General features: G+C 66.3%; 22 protein-coding genes and 1 pseudogene. 17 read left to right on the top strand and 6 right to left on the bottom strand.

Features of this window, described 5'->3' with window-relative positions; translation table 11 throughout:
- The 8 genes and pseudogenes from ACK5M9_RS07500 to clpC1 all read left to right on the top strand — a co-directional run.
- Positions 1 to 347 (top strand): annotated as a pseudogene (locus tag ACK5M9_RS07500) (hypothetical protein); the annotation flags it as partial.
- Positions 348 to 446: 99 nt separating this feature from the next.
- The gene (locus ACK5M9_RS07495) at positions 447 to 1358 is read left to right on the top strand and encodes a Rossmann-like and DUF2520 domain-containing protein (protein ID WP_416892546.1); all 912 of its coding nucleotides are present in this window, start codon (positions 447 to 449) and stop codon (positions 1356 to 1358) included.
- Complete coding sequence (gene panC / locus ACK5M9_RS07490) at positions 1355 to 2290, top strand: pantoate--beta-alanine ligase (protein ID WP_416892545.1); 936 nt, start codon at positions 1355 to 1357, stop codon at positions 2288 to 2290. The genes ACK5M9_RS07495 and panC overlap by 4 nt, the downstream gene beginning before the upstream one ends.
- Positions 2290 to 2709, top strand: a complete 420-nt coding sequence (panD, locus tag ACK5M9_RS07485) for an aspartate 1-decarboxylase (RefSeq protein ID WP_416892544.1) — start codon at positions 2290 to 2292, stop codon at positions 2707 to 2709. Before panC ends, panD begins: the two co-directional genes overlap by 1 nt.
- Positions 2710 to 2711: 2 nt before the next feature.
- Positions 2712 to 3530, top strand: a complete 819-nt coding sequence (locus tag ACK5M9_RS07480; protein ID WP_416892543.1) for a type III pantothenate kinase — start codon at positions 2712 to 2714, stop codon at positions 3528 to 3530.
- A gap of 72 nt (positions 3531 to 3602) precedes the next feature.
- Complete coding sequence (gene lysS / locus ACK5M9_RS07475; RefSeq protein ID WP_416892542.1) at positions 3603 to 5114, top strand: lysine--tRNA ligase; 1512 nt, start codon at positions 3603 to 3605, stop codon at positions 5112 to 5114.
- 116 nt (positions 5115 to 5230) lie between these two features.
- Positions 5231 to 5569 (top strand): histone-like nucleoid-structuring protein Lsr2, encoded by a 339-nt coding sequence (gene lsr2 / locus ACK5M9_RS07470; protein ID WP_416892541.1) that lies wholly within the window; start codon positions 5231 to 5233, stop codon positions 5567 to 5569.
- A gap of 335 nt (positions 5570 to 5904) precedes the next feature.
- Positions 5905 to 8460, top strand: a complete 2556-nt coding sequence (clpC1, locus tag ACK5M9_RS07465; protein ID WP_416892540.1) for an ATP-dependent protease ATP-binding subunit ClpC — start codon at positions 5905 to 5907, stop codon at positions 8458 to 8460.
- Between the two features lie 72 nt (positions 8461 to 8532).
- On the opposite strand, the gene ACK5M9_RS07460 is transcribed toward clpC1, so the two are convergent.
- Both ACK5M9_RS07460 and mhuD read right to left on the bottom strand, forming a co-directional pair.
- Positions 8533 to 9840, bottom strand: a complete 1308-nt coding sequence (locus ACK5M9_RS07460; protein WP_416892539.1) for a serine hydrolase — start codon at positions 9838 to 9840, stop codon at positions 8533 to 8535.
- Between the two features lie 37 nt (positions 9841 to 9877).
- A complete protein-coding gene (mhuD, locus tag ACK5M9_RS07455) occupies positions 9878 to 10195 on the bottom strand; it encodes a mycobilin-forming heme oxygenase MhuD (RefSeq protein ID WP_416892538.1) in 318 nt (105 codons plus the stop codon).
- A gap of 14 nt (positions 10196 to 10209) precedes the next feature.
- Here mhuD and ACK5M9_RS07450 point away from each other — a divergent pair, with 14 nt between their 5' ends.
- The gene (locus ACK5M9_RS07450) at positions 10210 to 10971 is read left to right on the top strand and encodes an alpha/beta fold hydrolase (protein WP_416892537.1); all 762 of its coding nucleotides are present in this window, start codon (positions 10210 to 10212) and stop codon (positions 10969 to 10971) included.
- A gap of 2 nt (positions 10972 to 10973) precedes the next feature.
- Here ACK5M9_RS07450 and ACK5M9_RS07445 read toward each other — a convergent pair whose 3' ends face one another.
- A complete protein-coding gene (locus tag ACK5M9_RS07445; RefSeq protein WP_416892536.1) occupies positions 10974 to 11885 on the bottom strand; it encodes an A/G-specific adenine glycosylase in 912 nt (303 codons plus the stop codon).
- On the opposite strand from ACK5M9_RS07445, the gene ACK5M9_RS07440 reads away from it, so the two are divergent.
- Together ACK5M9_RS07440 and ACK5M9_RS07435 are read left to right on the top strand one after the other, a co-directional pair.
- The gene (locus tag ACK5M9_RS07440; protein ID WP_416892535.1) at positions 11884 to 12522 is read left to right on the top strand and encodes a carbonic anhydrase; all 639 of its coding nucleotides are present in this window, start codon (positions 11884 to 11886) and stop codon (positions 12520 to 12522) included. The genes ACK5M9_RS07445 and ACK5M9_RS07440 overlap by 2 nt on opposite strands.
- A gap of 80 nt (positions 12523 to 12602) precedes the next feature.
- Entirely contained in the window at positions 12603 to 13403 is an 801-nt protein-coding gene (locus tag ACK5M9_RS07435; RefSeq protein ID WP_416892534.1) for a hypothetical protein, read from the top strand.
- Between the two features lie 207 nt (positions 13404 to 13610).
- Here ACK5M9_RS07435 and disA read toward each other — a convergent pair whose 3' ends face one another.
- The 3 genes from disA to ACK5M9_RS07420 all read right to left on the bottom strand — a co-directional run bounded on the left by disA (position 13611) and on the right by ACK5M9_RS07420 (position 16772).
- A complete protein-coding gene (disA, locus tag ACK5M9_RS07430) occupies positions 13611 to 14687 on the bottom strand; it encodes a DNA integrity scanning diadenylate cyclase DisA (protein ID WP_416892533.1) in 1077 nt (358 codons plus the stop codon).
- Complete coding sequence (radA, locus tag ACK5M9_RS07425) at positions 14675 to 16123, bottom strand: DNA repair protein RadA (protein WP_416892532.1); 1449 nt, start codon at positions 16121 to 16123, stop codon at positions 14675 to 14677. The genes disA and radA overlap by 13 nt, the downstream gene beginning before the upstream one ends.
- A gap of 88 nt (positions 16124 to 16211) precedes the next feature.
- A complete protein-coding gene (locus tag ACK5M9_RS07420) occupies positions 16212 to 16772 on the bottom strand; it encodes a hypothetical protein (protein ID WP_416892531.1) in 561 nt (186 codons plus the stop codon).
- A 99-nt stretch (positions 16773 to 16871) separates the two neighbouring features.
- Between ACK5M9_RS07420 and ACK5M9_RS07415 the strand changes: the two genes are divergently transcribed.
- The 6 genes from ACK5M9_RS07415 (at position 16872) to rlmB (ending at position 21282) form a co-directional block, all read left to right on the top strand.
- Complete coding sequence (locus tag ACK5M9_RS07415) at positions 16872 to 17009, top strand: hypothetical protein (RefSeq protein WP_416892530.1); 138 nt, start codon at positions 16872 to 16874, stop codon at positions 17007 to 17009.
- A gap of 189 nt (positions 17010 to 17198) precedes the next feature.
- Positions 17199 to 17687 (top strand): RNA polymerase-binding transcription factor CarD, encoded by a 489-nt coding sequence (gene carD / locus ACK5M9_RS07410; protein ID WP_416892529.1) that lies wholly within the window; start codon positions 17199 to 17201, stop codon positions 17685 to 17687.
- A gap of 17 nt (positions 17688 to 17704) precedes the next feature.
- Positions 17705 to 18400: a 2-C-methyl-D-erythritol 4-phosphate cytidylyltransferase gene (gene ispD / locus ACK5M9_RS07405; protein ID WP_416892528.1), complete on the top strand. Its 696-nt coding sequence runs from the start codon at positions 17705 to 17707 to the stop codon at positions 18398 to 18400.
- Entirely contained in the window at positions 18397 to 18876 is a 480-nt protein-coding gene (gene ispF, locus ACK5M9_RS07400) for a 2-C-methyl-D-erythritol 2,4-cyclodiphosphate synthase (RefSeq protein WP_416892527.1), read from the top strand. Before ispD ends, ispF begins: the two co-directional genes overlap by 4 nt.
- Before the next feature lie 69 nt (positions 18877 to 18945).
- Positions 18946 to 20352, top strand: coding sequence for a cysteine--tRNA ligase (gene cysS, locus ACK5M9_RS07395; RefSeq protein ID WP_416892526.1), 1407 nt, complete (start codon positions 18946 to 18948; stop codon positions 20350 to 20352).
- Entirely contained in the window at positions 20353 to 21282 is a 930-nt protein-coding gene (rlmB, locus tag ACK5M9_RS07390; RefSeq protein WP_416892525.1) for a 23S rRNA (guanosine(2251)-2'-O)-methyltransferase RlmB, read from the top strand. It begins immediately after the preceding gene.
- Positions 21283 to 21297 lie beyond the last annotated feature (15 nt).

The raw sequence follows: 21297 nt of genomic DNA, 5'->3' as shown, positions 1-21297 counted from the left end.
GCCGGTCGCGGTCGCGGCATTCGGCGGAGTACCGCGATTTCAGCGTCGCCAACCTCACGCGGTCCCCGGCCGAGCGCGGCGACGTGAATCCGCCCGAATCGCCGGCCCCGGCGGTCCCCGAGCCCGTACAACCCCGCCCCGCACCCCCGGCCCGGGCCCCGATTCCGCCCCCGCCGGCGCCCCCGGGCCCGCCGGCGCAGGCTGCTCGGCATCGCAGCCCCGAGGATGCCGACGCCCACCTCCCCGACCCGGAGCCGCAAAGCGACGGCCTGTCGGTGGCCGACTTGATGGCACGGCTGCAGGGGCAGTCCCGCGAGGGCGGGCGCCGTCGCCGCCGCGACGGCTGAACTGGGACCACGTGGACCAATCGACTAAGGTCTTGGTGACCGTCCGGTACCCGCACGTCGGGACTGGAACGAACCAAAGGATCTGTGAGGCCGTCTGCGATGATGCAGCCCGACGGTTTACGTCCGGCCCGGCTCAAGGTGGGGATCATCTCGGCCGGCCGGGTGGGCACCGCCCTGGGGGTGGCGCTGGAGCGTGCCGACCACGTCGTCGTGGCGTGCAGCGCCGTCTCGCATGTCTCGAACCAGCGGGCGCGGCGACGGCTGCCGGACACCCCGGTGCTCGCTCCGCGGGATGTCGCCGCCACTGCTGAACTGTTGCTATTGGCTGTACCCGACTCCGAGTTGGCTGGATTGGTGTCCGGCTTGGCCGCTACCGCGTCGGTGCGGTCCGGCACCATCGTGGCGCACACCTCCGGCGCCAACGGGGTTTCCGTTCTGGCGCCGCTGACCGAACACGGATGCGTCCCGCTGGCCATTCACCCGGCGATGACCTTCACCGGTTCCGACGAGGACATCGTCCGGCTGCCCGATGCCTGCTTCGGTGTCACGGCTGCCGACGAAGTCGGCTATGCCATCGGTGCGGCGCTGGTGCTGGAAATGGGGGGTGAACCGTTCGGTGTGCGCGAGGACCAACGTGTTCTGTATCACGCGGCGCTGGCGCATGCGTCCAACCATCTGGTGACGGTGCTGGCCGATGCGCTGGAGGCGCTGCGGGCGGCGGTGCGCGGCGACGAACTCCTTGGCCAGCAGCTTGTCGACGATTCTCCGGGCGGTATCGCCGAGCGCATTGTCGGGCCGCTGGCGCGGGCGGCATTGGAAAACACGTTGCAGCGTGGCCAGGCCGCTCTCACCGGCCCGGTGGCCCGCGGTGATTCGGCTGCGGTTGCCGGTCATCTGCGAGCGCTGCACCGTGCGGATCCCGAACTCGCTCGGGCCTACCGGATGAACGCGCTGCGGACCGCGCAGCGTGCCCATGCTCCGGCGGATGTGGTCGAGGTGCTGGCCCGATGAAGCTCCCCGACTTCGAACGAGGCCGGCTCAACGTGTATTCCGCGCCGCGGGATGTCACCTTGATCACCGGGGCGCTGCGGGGTACCGGCCGCCGGATAATGCTGGTGCCCACCATGGGAGCGCTGCACGACGGACACCTGACGCTGGTGCGTGCAGCCAGGCGGGTGCCCGGCTCGGTGGTAGTCGTGTCGATCTTCGTCAACCCCTTGCAGTTCGGTGTAGAAGAGGATCTCGACTGCTATCCACGCAGCCTTGACGACGATCTTGCGATGTTGCGCGCCGAGGGTGTCGAGATCGTCTTCACTCCGAGGGCCACGTCGATGTATCCCTGCGGCCTTCGCACCGCAGTGCAGCCCGGCCCGCTAGCTACCGAACTCGAAGGTGCGGCGCGCCCAACACATTTCGCCGGTGTGCTGACCGTAGTTTTGAAGCTGCTGCACATCGTCGGCCCGGACCGGGCCTTCTTCGGCGAGAAGGACTACCAGCAACTGGTGCTGATCAGGCAGATGGTCGCCGATCTCAACCTGGACGTGCAAGTGGTGGGTGTGCCGACGGTGCGTGAAGCCGACGGTCTGGCGATGTCCTCGCGCAACCGATATCTCGACCCGCGGCAACGCGAGGCGGCAGTGGCGCTTTCGGCGGCCCTGACGGCGGCGGCATACGCCGCGGCTGATGGTGCACAGGCTGCGTTGAACGCCGCGCGATCCGTCCTGGACGCGGCGCCCGGGCTGGCCGTCGACTATCTGGAACTGCGCGATCCAGGATTGGGGTCGCTGCCCGCAGGTGGATCCGGCAGGTTGCTGGTGGCTGCCAGGATCGGTGTCACCAGACTTCTGGACAATGTCGCAATCCAGGTGGGGGGCGGCACGCGCGCCGAGTGTGGGCCGGATGAACCCAGGGGCCGATCGGCTCAATTGCAACGGAGGAAATGATGTTACGCACGATGCTGAAGTCGAAGATCCATCGAGCCACCGTGACCCAGGCAGATCTGCACTACGTCGGATCCGTGACCGTCGATGCCGACCTGATGGATGCCGCGGACCTGCTCGAAGGCGAACAGGTCACCATTGTCGACATCGACAATGGTGCGCGACTGGTGACATATGCGATCACCGGCGAACGAGGCAGCGGAATCATCGGGATCAACGGTGCCGCGGCACACCTGGTTCATCCGGGTGATCTGGTGATCTTGATCGCCTACGGGACTATGCAGGATGCCGAGGCGCGTACCTACAAGCCGCGGATCGTGTTCGTCGACGAGGCGAACCGGCAGGTGGATCTCGGTGACGACCCGGCCTTCGTGCCGGATGGAGTGGACGAACTTCTCGACCCGCGGATCGGTGTGCGGTAGCCGTGCTGCTGGCTATCGACGTCCGCAACACCCACACCGTGGTGGGTCTACTGTCTGGATCCGGAGAACATGCAAAGGTAGTGCAGCAGTGGAGGATTCGCACTGAATCCGAAGCCACCGCCGATGAGCTGGCGTTCACAATCGACGGTCTGGTAGGGGAGGATTCCGAGCGGCTCAGCGGCGTCGCAGCCCTGTCCACCGTCCCGTCGGTATTGCACGAGGTGCGGGTCATGCTCGATCAGTACTGGCCGTCGGTGCCCGCTGTGCTGATCGAACCCGGTGTGCGCACCGGTATCCCGCTGTTGGTCGACAACCCCAAAGAGGTGGGTGCCGACAGGATCGTGAATTGCCTGGCGGCGTTCAGCAGGTTTGCCACCGCCGCAGTCGTCATCGACTTCGGGTCGGCGATCTGCGTGGACGTGGTTTCGGCAAAGGGGGAGTTTCTCGGTGGCGCAATCGCGCCCGGATTGCAGGTGTCCTCGGACGCGGCGGCCGCCCGGTCGGCGGCGTTGCGACGGGTCGAATTGACCCGACCGCGATCGGTGATCGGCAAGAACACGGTGGAGTGCATGCAGGCCGGCGCGGTGTTCGGCTTCGCCGGATTGATCGATGGCCTGGTCGACCGGATCCGGGAGGACGTGACGGGTTTCTCCGGCGACGACGAGGTCGCGGTGGTGGCCACCGGGCACGCCGCTCCGCTGTTGCTGCCGGAACTTCGCACCGTCGCCCACTATGACCGGAACCTGACCCTCGACGGCTTGCGGTTGGTCTTCGAACGCAACCGGGAGGGGCAACGCAGCCGGCTGCACAGCGCGCGCTGAACGCGATGCCGGTCGTTCGCACCGCCGTACCAGCCTCGGGCGCCGGGGAAAGTTCATTTAAGCTGGCACGTCGTGAGTGCCTCGGACCAAGACCCGGTGCAGGAACTGCCCGAGCAGTTCCGGATTCGCCGGGACAAACGTGCCCGCCTGCTTGCCGAAGGCCACGATCCCTATCCGGCAGCCATCCTGCGCAGCCACACGCTGGCCGAAGTTCGGTCGGCCCACCCCGATCTGGCGACGGATACGGCGACCGACGACGTCGTCGGCGTGGCCGGCCGTGTCGTCTTCGCGCGCAATGGCGGAAAGCTCTGCTTCGCGACGCTGCAGGATGGTGACGGAACTCAACTGCAGGCGATGATCAGTCTCGACAAAGTCGGCCGCGAGTCCCTGGATGCCTGGAAATCCGACGTCGACCTGGGCGACATCGTCTATGTGTACGGCACGGTGATCAGCTCGCGCCGCGGTGAGTTGTCGGTTCTGGCCGATTCCTGGCGGATTGCCGCCAAAGCGCTGCGTCCGTTGCCGGTTGCGCACAAAGAGATGAGCGAAGAAGCGCGTGTCCGGCGGCGTTATGTGGATTTGATCGTACGTCCGCAAGCCCGTGCGGTGGCTCGACAGCGGATTGCCGTTGTCCGCGCGATAAGGAGTGCGTTGGAGCGTCGTGGGTTCCTCGAAGTGGAAACCCCCATGTTGCAGACGCTGGCCGGTGGCGCTGCCGCGCGGCCGTTCATCACGCATTCCAATGCCCTCGATATCGACCTCTATCTGAGGATTGCGCCGGAACTGTTCCTCAAGCGCTGTATGGTGGGCGGCTTCGACAAGGTTTTCGAACTGAATCGAGTGTTCCGCAACGAAGGAGCCGATTCGACGCATTCTCCGGAATTTTCGATGTTGGAGACCTACCAGACGTACGCGACCTATGACGATTCAGCGCTCGTTACCAGGGAGCTGATTCAGGAGGTTGCCGACGAGGCGATCGGGACCAGGCAACTCCCGATGCCCGACGGCAGTGTCTACGACATCGACGGCGAATGGGCAAGCCTGGAAATGTATTCCTCGCTGTCCGAAGCACTCGGCGAAGAGATCACACCGGCGACATCCGTCGAGCGGCTGCGCGGGATCGCCGACCGGTTCGACACCCTGCTGTTGGATGACAAGGGAATTGGTCACGGAAAGCTCGTCGAGGAACTCTGGGAGCACACGGTGGGTGCGAGTTTGACGTCGCCGACGTTCGTTCGGGACTTTCCGGTGGAAACCACGCCGCTGACCCGCCAGCACCGCTGCGTGCCGGGAGTCACCGAGAAGTGGGACCTCTATGTTCAGGGGGTGGAGCTGGCCACCGGGTATTCCGAATTGAACGATCCGGTGGTGCAGCGCGAGAGATTCGCCGATCAGGCCCGCGCGGCCGCCGCTGGCGATGACGAGGCCATGGCACTCGACGAGGATTTCCTGGTGGCATTGGAGTTCGGCATGCCGCCGGCTACCGGAACGGGAATGGGTGTCGACCGGTTGCTGATGTGTTTGACCGGCCTCTCAATAAGGGAGACGGTATTGTTCCCGATTGTCCGGCCGTACTCCAGCTGAACCGCCTCAGTTGTGTCTGGATTGAATATTGGGCCCTGGTGTGGCAGATTAACCGGTTGACGATCGTAGCTAAACTGGGTCTGTAGCCAAAGGCGAAGAAACGTGAGGGAAAATTAATGGCGAAAAAAGTGACCGTCACCTTGGTCGATGATTTCGACGGCGACGGTGCTGCCGACGAAACAGTCGAATTCGGGCTCGATGGGATCGCCTACGAGATCGACCTTTCCAGTAAGAATGCGACGAAACTACGCAGTGACCTGAAGCAATGGGTGGACGCCGGTCGTCGTGTCGGAGGGCGGCGCCGTGGGCGTGGTGGCTCGGGACGTGGCCGCGGCACAATCGACCGCGAGCAGAGTGCCGCGATTCGCGAATGGGCGCGGCGCAACGGACACAAAGTGTCAACCCGGGGCCGCATTCCGGCCGAGGTCATCGACGCGTTCCACGCTGCGAGCTGACTTTTGGTCGGCCGGGCTGGGCTGGTCCGGGCCGGGGTACCGGCCAACCCCGCCAACCCGGTCGGCCCGGTATCGATCCCAGCGCCGGGACTGGCGGTTCGCTGACGGCGAACGGATCACCCCCCGGTATGGGAAACGTATCGGGACTTTCTCTCGTTAGGCTGTTGTAGCTGGGCTCGGCGGTGCCGGTAGCCGCAAGGTTAGAAGCCCGGCCGGCCGACCATTAGACTGAACACCAGGTACGCGGTGTCGGCCCCGGTGCCGGCAGGTCGTGCATGACAACCGAGTCCTGGCATGACGGAGTACCGATGGTGAGGGAGAGCAGGTAACCACCAATGTTCGAACGTTTTACCGACCGTGCCCGCAGGGTTGTCGTCCTGGCGCAAGAAGAGGCCCGGATGCTCAACCACAACTACATCGGTACCGAGCACATCCTGTTGGGCCTGATCCACGAGGGCGAAGGTGTGGCGGCGAAGTCGCTGGAACTGCTGGGAATCTCCCTGGAAAGTGTGCGCAGCCAGGTAGAAGAGATCATCGGCCAGGGGCAGCAGGCGCCGTCCGGCCACATTCCCTTTACCCCCCGCGCGAAGAAGGTTCTGGAGCTGAGCCTGCGTGAGGCATTGCAGCTCGGTCACAACTACATCGGCACCGAGCACATACTGCTGGGCCTGATCCGTGAGGGTGAGGGTGTGGCGGCTCAGGTGCTGGTCAAGCTGGGGGCCGAACTCACCCGGGTGCGACAGCAGGTGATCCAGCTGCTGAGCGGCTACCAGGGCAAGGAGGCGGCCGAAGCCGGCACGGGTGGCCGTGGCGGCGAGTCCGGTAGCCCGTCGACGTCGTTGGTGCTCGACCAATTCGGGCGCAACCTGACCGCGGCTGCCATGGAGGGCAAGCTCGACCCGGTGATCGGCCGGGAGAAGGAAATCGAGCGGGTCATGCAGGTATTGAGCCGCCGGACCAAGAACAACCCGGTCCTGATCGGCGAACCCGGTGTCGGCAAGACCGCCGTCGTCGAGGGTCTTGCACAGGCCGTCGTCAACGGCGAGGTTCCCGAGACACTCAAGGACAAGCAGCTCTACACCCTGGATCTGGGTTCGCTGGTGGCCGGCTCGCGGTATCGCGGTGACTTCGAAGAACGCCTCAAGAAGGTACTCAAGGAGATCAACACCCGCGGCGACATCATCCTGTTCATCGATGAGCTGCACACGCTGGTCGGTGCGGGTGCTGCCGAGGGCGCGATCGACGCGGCCAGCATCCTCAAGCCCAAGCTGGCACGCGGCGAGTTGCAGACGATCGGCGCCACCACTCTCGACGAGTACCGCAAGTACATCGAGAAGGACGCGGCGCTGGAGCGCCGGTTCCAACCGGTGCAGGTGGGCGAGCCGACGGTGGAGCACACCATCGAGATCCTCAAGGGGCTGCGCGACCGCTACGAGGCGCACCACCGGGTGTCGATCACCGACGGAGCGGTAGTGGCCGCGGCGACTCTGGCCGACCGCTACATCAACGACCGGTTCCTGCCGGACAAGGCGATCGACCTGATCGACGAGGCGGGGGCGCGCATGCGAATCCGCCGGATGACGGCTCCGCCGGACCTGCGTGAATTCGACGAGAAGATCGCCGACGCGCGCCGGGAGAAGGAATCGGCGATCGATGCCCAGGACTTCGAAAAGGCCGCGAGCCTGCGCGACCGGGAAAAGCAACTGGTCGCCCAGCGCGCCGAGCGGGAAAAGCAGTGGCGGTCAGGTGACCTCGACGTGGTTGCCGAAGTCGACGACGAGCAGATCGCCGAAGTGCTGGGCAACTGGACCGGCATCCCGGTGTTCAAGCTCACCGAGGCCGAAACCACCCGTCTGCTGCGCATGGAGGACGAGCTGCACAAGCGGATCATCGGGCAGGAGGATGCCGTCAAGGCCGTCTCCAAGGCGATCCGCCGCACTCGCGCCGGACTCAAGGACCCCAAGCGTCCGTCGGGTTCGTTCATCTTCGCCGGCCCCTCCGGCGTCGGAAAGACCGAGCTGTCCAAGGCGCTGGCCAACTTTCTGTTCGGTGACGACGACGCCCTCATCCAGATCGACATGGGTGAGTTCCACGACCGGTTCACCGCGTCGAGGCTGTTTGGTGCTCCGCCGGGATATGTCGGCTACGAGGAGGGTGGCCAGCTCACCGAGAAGGTCAGGCGCAAGCCGTTCTCGGTTGTGCTGTTCGACGAGGTCGAGAAGGCACACCAGGAGATCTACAACAGCCTGTTGCAGGTGCTCGAGGACGGCCGGCTCACCGACGGTCAGGGCCGGACGGTGGATTTCAAGAACACAGTGCTGATCTTCACCTCCAACCTCGGTACGTCCGACATTTCCAAGCCGGTTGGCCTGGGATTCAGCAAGACGGGCGGCGACAACGACTACGAGCGGATGAAGCAGAAGGTCAACGACGAGCTGAAGAAGCACTTCCGCCCGGAGTTCCTCAACCGCATCGACGACATCATCGTCTTCCACCAGCTCACCAGGGACGAGATCATCCGAATGGTGGATCTGATGATCGGCCGGGTCGGAGCACAGCTCAAGAGCAAGGATATGGCGTTGGAGCTGACCGACAAGGCCAAGTCGCTGCTTGCCAAGCGTGGCTTCGACCCCGTGTTGGGAGCCCGCCCGCTGCGGCGCACCATCCAACGCGAAATCGAGGACCAGCTTTCGGAGAAGATCCTGTTCGAAGAGCTCGGTCCGGGGCAGATCGTCACGGTGGACGTCGAGGATTGGGACGGCGAAGGCGCCGGCGAAGATGCGAAGTTCACCTTCGCCGGGACGCGTAAGCCTCCGCCGGAGCCGGACCTGGCCCAGGCGGGCGCACACAGCACCGGGGGCGCCGGGGGGCCCGGGCCCGTCGAGCAGTAGCCGGACCCGGGAATTGTCTCGACGCCCCGCCGACGGGCCGGAGGCAGGCCGGCCGAACGGGTGGTGAAGCCGCTACTTCGGGGCAACCAGTGCGAATGCCTGTTTGGCCACCTGCAGCATCCAACCGGTCACCTTGGGCCCGTGGTCGCGAGGCCAGGTCAGTTGAAAGCTGACAACCCATGGTTGCCCGGTCTTGTCGACGGCGTACCAACTGAAGGTCAGGTCTCCCGGTAAGCCACCGGCCTTCGCGCCGATGTACGGCCAGACGTTGCGGTCCAGCTCGATACCGGGGACGGCCGACAGGATCGCTCGCACGGGTGTGGCCGGCCCGGAGGCATCGGCCTGCAGCGCGACGTGGACCCGGCAGATGTCCCCGGCATTGCCGTACCATTCGGCGCCGAAGTTGGACGCGGGGGTGTGGGCGCGCAGCGGGTCGGGTTGGTAGGGCGCGGAATCCGCCCGCGCGAGCAGCGCGGCGCGCTCCTGTGGCGAGGCGTCCTTCCACTGCTCACGAAGATCGGGTTTACCCCAGCCGACCGAGAACACCTGGTACATGGTGGGGAAGGGCGTCATACTGCCCGGATCGTGGTGCCCGGCGCTGACCAGGGCCCGCTCGATGGCATGGGTGCCCATCCTGCCGATCAGCAGGTCGGTGGCCATGTTGTCGCTGGTCGCGATCATCTTCTCGGCAGCGGTGCGCACCGAGACGTGGTCGCCGGGAACCAATTCCAGGCCTGACGAGCCGACGGCCTTGCTTTTGGCTGTGACCGTCAGCTGATCGTCCCAGGAGACGGTGCCGCTTTTGATTGCGCCGGCCAGCGCGTGGAGCACGAAAAGTTTGAAAATCGACGCCAACGGCAGGGACTCGCCGGTGTTGGTGCCCGCCACCGGCGTGCAGTGGCCGTTGTCGATCCTGGCCACCTGATAGGAGTAGCGCGCACCGGTCTCGCTCAGCACGGCGTCGAAGTCCTGCCAGGTGGAAATCCGCGGTGGCGGCTGAGTTTCGAGTACGAATCTGTCGACCAGTCCCGCGTCATCGGTGTGCAGGCGGATGTCCTGGCGGGCACCGTAGGAGGAGACCAGGTGCAGGGTTGCCGTACTGGCACCGATGTCGACGCCGTGAAGGTCGAACGGGCGGTCCCACCAGAGGGCCTCCATCGTCGATTCGACGTCGTCGACCCGGTGCGGCGCCGCCAGGGTGGCCACCCCGACGGGGCCGATCGGCCAATCGGAGTTGAGCATGTCCAGGGTTTGACGGGCACGCAGGCCCGGCGGGGTCGTGGTGTTGACCCGGTGCTCGGAGTTGGCCGCGTATGCCGACGGGGTGGGTGGCGACGAGCAGCCGGATGCCGGTACAAGCGCCAGCGCGGCGGCAGCCATCAGTGCTGTGACGTGCCGCCACCGGCCCGCGACGCGGCTACTGGGCGGGACGTTTTGCCGGGGCGTCGAGCACAACTTCGAATTCCAGGAGGGCGGCGCCACTGGCCACGGGTTTGGCCCTTTCCCCGGCGTGCGCCTCTCTCGCCGGGCCGTTGGCCCAGGCCTGGAATGCTTCATCGGACTCCCAGTGTGTCACCACGAAGTAGCGGTCTTCACCTTTTACCGGACGCAGCAACTGGAAACCCAGAAAGCCCGGGGAGTTGTCCACTGCGTGTGCGCGGTGGGCGAAACGCTTTTCCAGTTCCGGGCCGGCATCCGCCGGCACCGAAATTGCATTGATCTTCACTACTGGCATTTCGTTAGGTTACCGTGCCCGGCATGCCCACCGATCCATTGACCCGTCGCGGAGGGCAGGGCGAGCCGATTGTCCTGGTACACGGTCTGATGGGCCGGGGTACCACGTGGTCGCGGCAGCTTCCCTGGCTGAGCGACCTCGGGGCCGTCTATACCTACGACGCTCCCTGGCACCGGGGCCGGGACGTCAACGATCCCCATCCGGTGAGCACCGAGCGATTCGTTGCCGACCTTGGCGAGGTGGTGTCGGCCCTGGGAACCACGGTCAGGCTGATCGGGCACTCGATGGGCGCACTGCACTCCTGGTGCCTGGCGGCACAGCATCCCGAGCTGGTCACCGCCCTGGTGATCGAGGACATGGCACCGGACTTTCGCGGCCGGACCGCCGGGGCCTGGGAGCCGTGGTTGCACGCGCTTCCGGTCGAATTCGAGTCCGCCGAAAAGGTCTGCGCGGAATTCGGCCCGGTTGCCGGCCGCTATTTCCTGGAGGCGTTCGATCGCACCGGCGCAGGGTGGCGGCTGCACGGCCACACTGCCAAGTGGATCGAGATCGCCGCGGAGTGGGGTACCCGGGACTACTGGCGGCAATGGCTGGCCGTGCGTGCACCATCGCTGCTCATCGAGGCGGGAACGTCCGTCACCCCCCCTGGACAGATGCGGAAGATGGCGCAGATCGGAGCCGCTGCAACGTATTTGAAGATTCCCGCTGGTCACCTGATCCACGACGAGGCGCCCGAGGCCTATCGCGCGGCCGTCGAGTCGTTTCTCGGTGTGTGAGGCTAGCGTTCGCCCGGAAGTGCGAACCGCCCGTCGGCGGTCCGGGCCACCAGGCCGTCGGCCAGCAGGGATCGCAGCGCCCGGTCGCGCTGCGTCGGATCGGTCAGCCAGGCGACATCCAGATCGGTACGACTGACCGGAAAAACGTTGTCCCGCAATACGTCCAGTAATTTTCCACGGGCTTGACGGTCGGTTCCGACGTACTTTTGGGCTCGGCGGCGGGGGCCGCGGTCGGCAGGATATCCCGCGTCGCGCCACGCGCATGGAATGAGTGGGCACAAGTCGCATTTCGGTGCGCGGGCAGTGCACACCGTGGCGCCCAGTTCCATCAAGGCGGCGGAAAACTCCGGCGCTGTGCCGTCGTCGGGCAGCAGTGCTGCCGTCTCGGAATTGTCACGGCCCACAGACGGTGCGCCGGCATCGGCGCGTCCGTGGATGACGCGGGCCACTACACGCCGAACGTTGGTGTCCACCACCGGAACCCGTTGCCGGTAGGCGAAGCAGGCCACCGCTCGCGCGGTGTAGCTGCCGACGCCGGGCAGGGTCAGTAGTGTCTCGACATCGTCGGGTACCTCGCCAGCGTGGTCGCGCGCGAGTATCGCCGCGCATTCGTGCAGGCGTTTTGCCCGCCTCGGATAGCCCAACTTGCCCCAGGCGCGCAGCAGTTCGGCGGTGGTCGCGGCGGCGGTCGCCGACGGTGTCGGCCACCTCCATACCCAATCGGTCCAGATGGGCAGTACCCGCGACACCGGCGTCTGCTGCAACATGATTTCGCTGACCAGGATTTGCCAGGCGCTGACGCCGGGCCGGCGCCACGGCAGATCGCGCCGGAACTCGCTGTACCAGGTGAGAAGATTTGTACCTGATATGTGTACAGCCGGAGTCACGGATATTTCCGGCACAATGGGAGCCATGCCGAACAGCAACCCGATAGCCGCCTGGAAAGCACTCAAGGAGGGTAACGAACGATTCGTTGCCGGTGAGGCTCTGCATCCCAGCCAGAGCGTCGCGTGTCGCAACCGGCTGGCGTCCGGGCAGACACCGCATGCGGTCATTTTCGGGTGCTCGGACTCTCGAGTGGCCGCGGAGATCATCTTCGACCAGGGGCTCGGCGACATGTTCGTCGTCCGCACCGCGGGCCATGTGATCGACGCGGCGGTCCTGGGGTCGCTGGAGTACGCGGTGGCGGTGCTCGAAGTGCCCCTGGTCGTCGTTCTGGGCCATGACAGCTGCGGCGCGGTCGGGGCCGCGTTGGCGGCGATCGACGGCGGTGAGCTACCGGGCGGATATGTTCGGGACATAGTGGAGCGAGTGACACCGTCGATCCTGCTGGGAAAGCGTGACGGACTCGAGCGGGTCGACGAGTTCGAGGAGCGGCATATCCACGAAACGGTCGCGCAACTGATGGACCGGTCCATGATCATCGCGGAACAGGTGGCTGCGGGCTCGTTGGCGATCGTCGGCACTACGTATCAGCTCGATCACGGCCGGGTTGTGCTGCGCGATCACATCGGTGACGTGGGTGAGGGCCCCTCTGGCGCAGCCCTCTAACACGTTCGTCCGATAGCCAACCGGACGACACGCCGGGCAGGGTCGAACGCGTAAGCCTGACCTGGCCCTACGGTGACATTGTGCTGGATCTGGAACCGCGGGGACCGCTACCTACCGAAATCTACTGGCGGCGCAGGGGGCTGGCCGTAGGCATCGCGGTAGTCGTCATCGGGATCGCCGTCGCAACCATCATCGCATTCGTCAGCAGCAGTGCCGGGGCGAAGCCTGCCGGCCAGCCGGCTGCGGCTCAAGGTCATGCGGGCCCGGACGCGCCGCAGGCGCCGCAAGCGAAGCAACCGGTCGGACAGCAGCCGTCTGAGAGTGTCGGCGGTGCGTCGGGGAACCCGAACCTGGGCCAGCCCACACCGACCGCGGCGGTGAAACCACCGCCGGTGCTCGAAGAAGGTGACGACTGCCCCGACTCCACGCTGGCCGTCAAGGGGTTGACCGACCAGCCGCAGTTCTTTATCGGCGACCAGCCGAAATTCACCATGGTTGTCACCAATATCGGATTGGTGTCCTGCAAACGCGACGTCGGTGCGGCAGTGCTGGCGGCCTATGTCTACTCGCTGGACAACAAGCGGCTGTGGTCCAACCTGGACTGCGCACCCTCCGATGAGACCCTGGTCAAGGAATTCGCTCCGGGCGAACAGGTGACCACCGCGGTGACCTGGACCGGGATGGGATCGGCACCGCAATGTCCGCTGCCCCGGCCGGCCATCGGGCCCGGCACCTACAACCTGGTCGTACAGCTTGGCAATCTTCGCTCGCTGCCGATTCCGTTCGTGCTGAATCAGCCGGCGCCGCCACCGGGCCCGCCGCTCGCGCCAGGCCCTGATCAGTCGATGGACGAGGGATCCGAGGTCCAGCAGGGCGGCTGATACCGGCGGTTCAAGCCGCCGCGCCCGCCACCTGCGTCGCCGCGCCTCTACTGCCGGTGCCCCGCGGGGCCCAGCGCTCTGCCCCCGGCAACCCGGCCCCAGCCCCCAGCCAGGGACACCACCACCAGCCCCCCCGAGAAGCCGGCAGGCCCAAACCTCGACTAGCGACTACCGGCTAAACCGTCAATCGGCAAGAGTGCCGACGAATTAGGGATCGGCAATCGTCGACTCGGCAAGCTGAGCCAGGCCCTCACGTACATGCCGGGCCCACATGGTGCCGATTCCCTCCACCGACTGCAGGTCGTTGGCGCTGGCCGCCAGCAGCCCCTGCAACGTTGCGAATGACCGGACCAGGGCGTCGACCTGGGCGAACTGCAGGCGGGGAATACCGGCCATCGCGCGGTATCCGCGGGGGCTGAGTGCCGAGTCCTGCGCCTCGGCCGTCGAGGGATACCCGAACACTTCGGCGAGGGCGGTGAAATCCAGCAACTCGGTGTCGGACAGGGCGTCCAGCTGATCCAGTGTGGCCACGATCTGCGCTTGTGCCAGCGGGGCTGGATCTGCGTGATAGTCGCGCACGATCAACTCCCGGGCGATGTCGTTACCGCCCATCAGCTCCTCCAGCTGGAGCCGTAGCTGACGCCCATCGGTACCCAGCTCCACCGCGTCGTCGTCGATCGTCCTCCCGATGCGTCGCACCAGCTGAAGGCGCTGCACCACCGCGAGCATGTCACGCAGCGTGACGAAGTCCTCGATCTCGCCCCGTGCCAGCTGCCGGGTGACCTCGTCGAGCCTGGCCTTGTAGCGCTCCAGTGTTGCTATCGCCTGATTCGCCCGGGACAGAATGGTCGCGGAGTCGGTCAGCACGTGCCGTTCGCCACCGACGTAGACGGTCACGATGTTCATCGAGTGGCTGACCGAGATCACCGGGCTTCCGGTCTGGATCGCCGCCCGTTCCGCCGACCGGTGCCGGGTGCCCGACTCGTCGGTGGGGATCGAGGGATTCGGGACGAGTTGCACGTTGGCTCGGACGATGCGGGTGCCGTCGGTGGACAGCACTACCGCACCGTCCATCTTGCACAGCTCGCGCAGCCGCGTCGGCGCGTACGGGACGTCGAGCGGGAAGCCGCCGTCGCAGATGGCCTCGACGTGTTCGTCGTGACCGAGGACGATCAGGGCGCCGGTGCGGCCGCGCAGAATACGTTCCAGGCCGTCGCGCAGCCCGGTGCCGGGCGCCAGGCGGGCGACGGCGGCACGGAGGGTCTGACGGGTCACAGAGTGCATTCTCCTATGGCGCGTAGCCCGGCGGGACCCTGGTGGGGTCTATCCGCCCGATGGGACTTCACCGGGGAGGGGATGCGCTGGTCCGCGATGTCGGACAGGTGCCGCAGCGCCTCGCCGATGGTGGCCGCCGTCAAGGCACGCATGCCCGAAGGGGTCTCCGCGCCCGGTGGGATCAGTGCGATGGTGAATCCCTGTCGAGCGGCCTCGGCCAGCCGGCGCTGCATGCCGTGGACCTGCCTTAGGTCACCGGCCAGCCCGACCTCGCCGATCATCACCGCGGTGGCGGGCAGCGGCTGGTTGGTGTAGGCCGAGGACAATGCGATCGCGACCGCGAGATCCGAGGACGGATCCGTCAGCCTCATGCCGCCCACCGTGGACAGGTAGATCTCGACGGCACCGAGTTTGAGCCGCGCGTGCTTCTCTAGAACCGCGGCTATCATCGCCGCTCGCGAATTGTCGATGCCGCTGACCGCCCGCCGCGGCGAGCCGCCGATCGATTTTGCCAGCAAAGCCTGGACTTCCCCGACCAGTGGCCGCTTGCCATCGAGGGCGACGGTGATCGCAGTCCCGGGAACCGGTGCCGACCGCTGATCCAGAAACAGCTGCGAAGGATCGGAGACACCTTCTATTCCGTTGTCGCGCAATAGAAAACAACCAATTTCATCAGCAGTGCCGAATCTGTTCTTGACTCCGCGGACCGTCCGCAACGCACCGCTTCGGTCACCTTCGAAATGCAAAACGGTGTCGACGAGATGTTCCAGGGATCGAGGTCCGGCTATGGCACCGTCTTTGGTTACGTGCCCGACGAGGATCATCGCGACCCCGGTTGCCTTGGCCGCCGCCGTCAACGCGGCCGTGACCGCGCGCACCTGGGTGACTCCGCCGGCGACCCCCTCCGTCTTGCCGGCGGACATCGTCTGGACGGAGTCGATGATCACCAACTCCGGTCCCACCGTCTCGATGTGGCCGAGCACCGTGTGCACGTCGGACTCGGCGGCCAGGTATAGCTCATCGCCGCCGCAGCCGATCCGGTCGGCTCGCAACCGTACCTGCCCCGGGGATTCCTCTCCGGAGACGTACAACGCACGCCGTTGTCGCTTGGCCCAGTGATGCGCGACTTCGAGGAGCAGCGTGGACTTTCCTATACCGGGGTCGCCGGCCAGCAGTGTCACCGAACCCGGAACGACACCGCCTCCCAGGACCCGGTCGAGTTCATCGACCCCGGTGGACCTGTGTCTGCTGGCGGTGGGTGCCACGGAGCTGATCGGCACCGCACCGCTACCCGCCGGTGCGGAGTGCCGGCCGTTGCCGACCGCGGCGAGGACGGTCACCTCCTCGACCGTGCCCCAGCTTCCGCAGTCAGGGCAGCGCCCGAGCCATTTGGCGGTGATATACCGACATTTCGAGCACCGGAATTGCGATCGTGTGTTGGCCACGCCGCGACCGTATCGGCAGGGTGTGACAAGTCGGACCGGGCGGGCCGGCTGCGCGGCAGGACGTGCGACAGGACGGGCCGGACAGCGGTCAGGAGTGGTTGGATCCCGGGGTCCGCGGTTGAACCAGACCCGCCGAGATCGGCACCTCGACCCTGCCCTCGCCGGCCTTCTCGAACGTGAAGGTGAACGGGTAGGTGAGGCCGTTGGAGATCGGTTTGGTCAGGCTGACGGTCGCCTTGGCCGCCCCCTTGGACTGCCCCGGCCCCGGAGCCACCGCCTGTCCGTCCGGCGTCCCGACGATCAGCATCCCGCGGGCCGGCAACTCGGCGTCCCCGGACAACGTCACGGTGCCGATGTCGGTGGTGATACCGGTCAGCGTGTCGATGGAATCAGGGGCGTTGTTCACTGCGACCAGTACCAGGTCGACCTGCTCGCCGGGTTCCAGGAAATCACCGGTCTGGTCGGCCTGGATCCGGATGTCACGCAGTAGTACGCCGTTGATCGTGGTCGCACTGCCGTTGACGGCGGGCATCTGATTCGCGGTCTGGGAAATCTGACCGGTACCGCAGCCGCTGAGTGCTGCTACTGCCAGAGTGGCAGTCGTCAACAATGCGGCCAGCTGGGCCGGGCGGGTGTTCAAGCGGTTCACTCAGTGCCTCCTGCTCGGCCTCGGTGCGACACCGCGCGTCGGGGTGGGCCAGACGCGGTTGATCGGCTGCACGGAGCTTTTTTCGATGCCATACCAACTATGCACAGTAGTAGCCCCGTCCCGTCGGCGGTAGTGGCGGTGTATCCGGTATCGAACATTTGCGACGCGTTCGCCTTCTGCACCCCCGTCCGCACCCGTGCGCACACTGCCCGCCTGAAGTCCGGTGCGGCCCGGTAGTTACCCTTTACGCGTGGATCGGAGCCGCTGTCGCAGGTGACGAGCATGCCGCCGAAGCGGGTTGCCGTGCACGTCCGAGACCTTCTGTCAAGCCCCAATATTCCCGCGACGTGCCCCTGACCTGCACCGTTGATCTGGACGCTACAAGTCCGCATGTTAGACTTAACCGACGAAAGGGGCTCGAATCAGATGATCTTCAAGGTCGGCGACACCGTTGTCTATCCACACCACGGTGCTGCGTTGGTAGACGCGATCGAAACTCGAACCATTAAAGGGGAGCCGAAAGAGTATCTCGTCTTGAAAGTCGCGCAGGGTGACCTGACGGTTCGAGTGCCCGCCGACAACGCCGAGTACGTCGGCGTCCGCGACGTCGTCGGCCAAGAAGGCCTCGACAAGGTCTTCCAGGTTTTGCGTGCGCCGCACACCGAGGAGCCGACCAACTGGTCCCGCCGGTACAAGGCCAACCTCGAAAAGCTGGCCTCCGGCGACGTGAACAAGGTGGCGGAGGTTGTACGTGACCTGTGGCGCCGCGACCGGGAGCGCGGCCTGTCGGCGGGTGAGAAGCGGATGCTGGCGAAGGCACGCCAGATTTTGGTCGGTGAGCTGGCCCTGGCCGAGAGCACCGACGACGCCAAAGCGGAGACCATCCTCGATGAGGTTCTGGCTGCCGCCTCCTGAATAACCCGAGACTCTGGGTGAACGCCGGGATCGGCGGTGTCGTAGCAGTTGTGCCGGCCGCGGGGTCCGGCACACGGCTTGCGGCTGGGGTGGCCAAAGCATTTTTTCAGCTCGACGGGCGATCGCTGGTCGAGCGAGCGGTCGCGTGTTTGCGGGAATCCGGTGTGGTGGACACCGTCGTCGTCGCGGTGCCGCCCGACCGCACCGACGAGGCCAAGCTGATTCTGGGCCGCCGGGCGGTTGTCGTGGCGGGTGGGTCGAGCCGGGCCGAATCGGTGAGCCGTGCATTGGCGGCACTGCCCGACAGTGCCTCGGACCACCGGCCTGACTTCGTACTGGTGCACGATGCCGCCCGCGCACTGACGCCGCCGTCGTTGATCGTCCGGGTGGTGGAGGGCTTGCGGTCCGGCCATAGCGCGGTGGTACCGGGTCTTCCGCTGACCGATACCGTCAAGGCCGTGGATGCCGACGGCATGGTGCTGGGCACGCCGGACCGGGCGGGTCTTCGGGCCGTGCAGACGCCGCAGGGATTCGCCACCGATCTGCTGATGCGTGCCTACGGTGAGCGGATCGATGCCGCGGACTTCACCGACGACGCATCGCTGGTGGAACGGATCGGTGGCCCCGTCCACGTGGTGGCCGGCGATCCGCTGGCGTTCAAGATCACCACCGGTCTGGATTTGCTGCTGGCAAAGGCGGTGGTGGGGCGATGATGCAGTTCCCTCGGGTCGGTCTGGGCGTGGACGTGCACCCGATCGAAGTGGGGCGACCGTGCTGGCTGGTCGGTCTGTTGTTTCCCAGTGCCGACGGTTGCGCCGGGTTTTCCGATGGTGATGTCGGGGTCCATGCGCTGTGTGACGCCCTACTCTCCGCCGCGGGGCTCGGGGACGTCGGCGGTGTCTTCGGCGTCGACGATCCGCGGTGGAAGGGTGCGGCCGGTGCCGACATGCTCCGCCATGTGATGTCGCTGCTCACCGAGGCCGGTTTTCGGGTGGGCAATGCCGCCGTACAGGTGATCGGCAACCGGCCGAAAGTCAGTTGGCGCCGGTACGAGGCGCAAGCGGTGCTCTCGCGGCTACTCAATGCGCCGGTGTCGGTAGCGGCCACGACGACTGACGGGCTCGGCCTCACCGGCCGGGGCGAGGGACTGGCCGCCATCGCGACGGTGATGGTCATTCCGTTGCGATAGCCCCGCCGCCGGGCTATCGGGGGTGCTCACGCCGAGCCGCAGCGGGCACAGGCAGTAAGCTGGCACGTCGTGACCGAACGTGCCCGCCTGCGGCTCCACGACACAGCAACGGGGGGCGTGCGTGACTTCGCACCGCTGCGCGCCGGGCACGTTTCCATCTACCAGTGCGGTGCCACCCCCCAGGGGCTCCCGCACATCGGCCACGTACGCAGCGGAGTGGCCTTCGACATCCTGCGGCGTTGGCTGACCGCGTGCGGCTATGACGTCGCCTTCATTCGCAACGTGACCGATATCGACGACAAAATCCTGACCAAAGCGGCTACCGCCGGCCGGCCGTGGTGGGAGTGGGCCGCCACCCATGAGCGCGCGTTCACCGCGGCCTATGACGCGCTGGATGTGCTGCCGCCGTCGGCCGAGCCCCGTGCCACCGGGCACATCACCCAGATGATCGACCTGATGGCGCAGCTGATCGAAACCGGTCACGCCTACGCCGCGGCGGGTGACGTGTATTTCGACGTGCTCAGCTACCCGGACTACGGCCGGCTGTCCGGGCACCGGATCGACGACGTCCATCAGGGCGAGGGCGCCGCGACCGGCAAGCGCGACCAGCGCGATTTCACCCTGTGGAAGGGCGAGAAGCCCGGGGAGCCCTCGTGGCCCTCGCCGTGGGGGCGCGGGCGGCCGGGCTGGCATATCGAATGCTCGGCGATGGCCCGAACCTATTTGGGGCCAGAGTTCGACATCCACTGCGGTGGAATGGATTTGATCTTCCCCCATCATGAGAACGAGATCGCTCACAGTCGTGCCGCCGGGGATGGCTTCGCCGGCTACTGGCTGCACAACGGCTGGGTGACGATGGGCGGGGAGAAGATGAGCAAGTCACTGGGAAACGTGGTCGCCATCCCGGCGATGCTGCAGCGGTTCCGGCCCGCCGAGCTGCGCTACTACCTGGGCAGCGCCCACTACCGCTCCATGCTGGAGTTCACCGAGGCGGCGCTGCACGACGCGGTGAAAGCCTACGTCGGGGTGGAGGAGTTCCTGCATCGCGTGCGGGGCCGGGTGGGCGCTGTCCGTCCCGGCGAGTGGACCCCGCGCTTCGCCGCGGCGCTGGACGACGACCTCGCGGTCCCGGCGGCACTGGCCGAGATCCACCAGGCGCGCGCGGAGGGCAACCGCGCACTGGACGCCGGTGATCACCAGGGGGCGATGAACAGTGCCGGCGCGATCAGGGCGATGATGGGCATTCTGGGCTGCGACCCGCTGGACGAGCGCTGGGAGTCCAAGGACGAGACGGTGGCTGCGCTGGCCGCCGTCGACGTGCTGGTGCGCGCCGAGTTGGAGAATCGGCGGCAGGCTCGCGAAGAACGCAACTGGCAACTGGCCGACCAGATCCGCGACCGGCTCAAACAGGCCGGTGTGGAGGTCACCGACACCGCGGATGGCCCGCAGTGGGCGCTGGGTGGTGGCGGAAAGTAAATGGCCGGAAATTCGCAGCGCCGGGGGGCGATACGCAAGGCAGGCACCAAGAAGGGGCCGACCGTTGGTTCGGGCGGTCAGCGGCGTCGCGGCCTGGAAGGGCGTGGCCCGACGCCTCCGGCGCGCATGCGTCCCAACCATCCAGCCGCCAAGCGGGCAAAGTCTCAGCCCCAACGCGTTGGCCGCAAATCCGACGACGCCGAGACCGTGCTCGGCCGCAACCCGGTGCTGGAATGCCTGCGCGCCGGCGTTCCGGCCACCGCACTCTATGTCGCATTGGGTACCGAGGCCGATGAACGGCTTACCGAATCGGTATCGCGCGCAGCCGATTCGGGCATCTCGATCCTGGAGGTGCCGCGCGCCGACCTGGACCGGATGACAGCCAATCATCTGCATCAGGGCATCGCGCTGCAGGTGCCGCCGTACGACTACGCCCACCCCGACGATTTGGTGACCGCCGCCATGAACTCCTCGCCGGCGCTGCTGGTTGCCCTGGACAACATCACCGACCCGCGCAATCTCGGTGCGATCGTGCGCTCGGTGGCGGCCTTCGGTGGCCACGGGGTACTGATCCCGCAGCGCCGATCCGCTTCGGTGACGGCTGTGGCGTGGCGCACCAGCGCCGGGGCAGCGGCTCGAGTTCCGGTGGCACGTGCGACGAATCTCACCAGAACATTGAAGGATTGGGCTGATCGTGGGTTGCGGATCGTCGGGCTGGACGCCGGTGGCGAAACGGTTGTCGACGATGTCGACGGTGGTGATCCACTGGTGGTGGTGGTCGGTTCGGAGGGTAAGGGCCTGTCGCGCCTGGTCCGGCAGAACTGCGATCAGGTGTTGTCGATCCCGATGGCGGGCCAGACCGAATCCTTGAACGCCGCGGTGGCTGCGGGGGTAGTGCTGGCCGAAATAGCCCGTCAGCGCAGGAGTTAGCCGCCGGTCATTGCC

The sequence above is a fragment of the Mycobacterium sp. genome (assembly GCF_047975165.1).
GTDB lineage: Bacteria > Actinomycetota > Actinomycetes > Mycobacteriales > Mycobacteriaceae > Mycobacterium.
The sequence above is the reverse complement of the archived record's forward strand: the minus strand, read 5'-3'. Positions and strand labels throughout refer to the sequence as shown.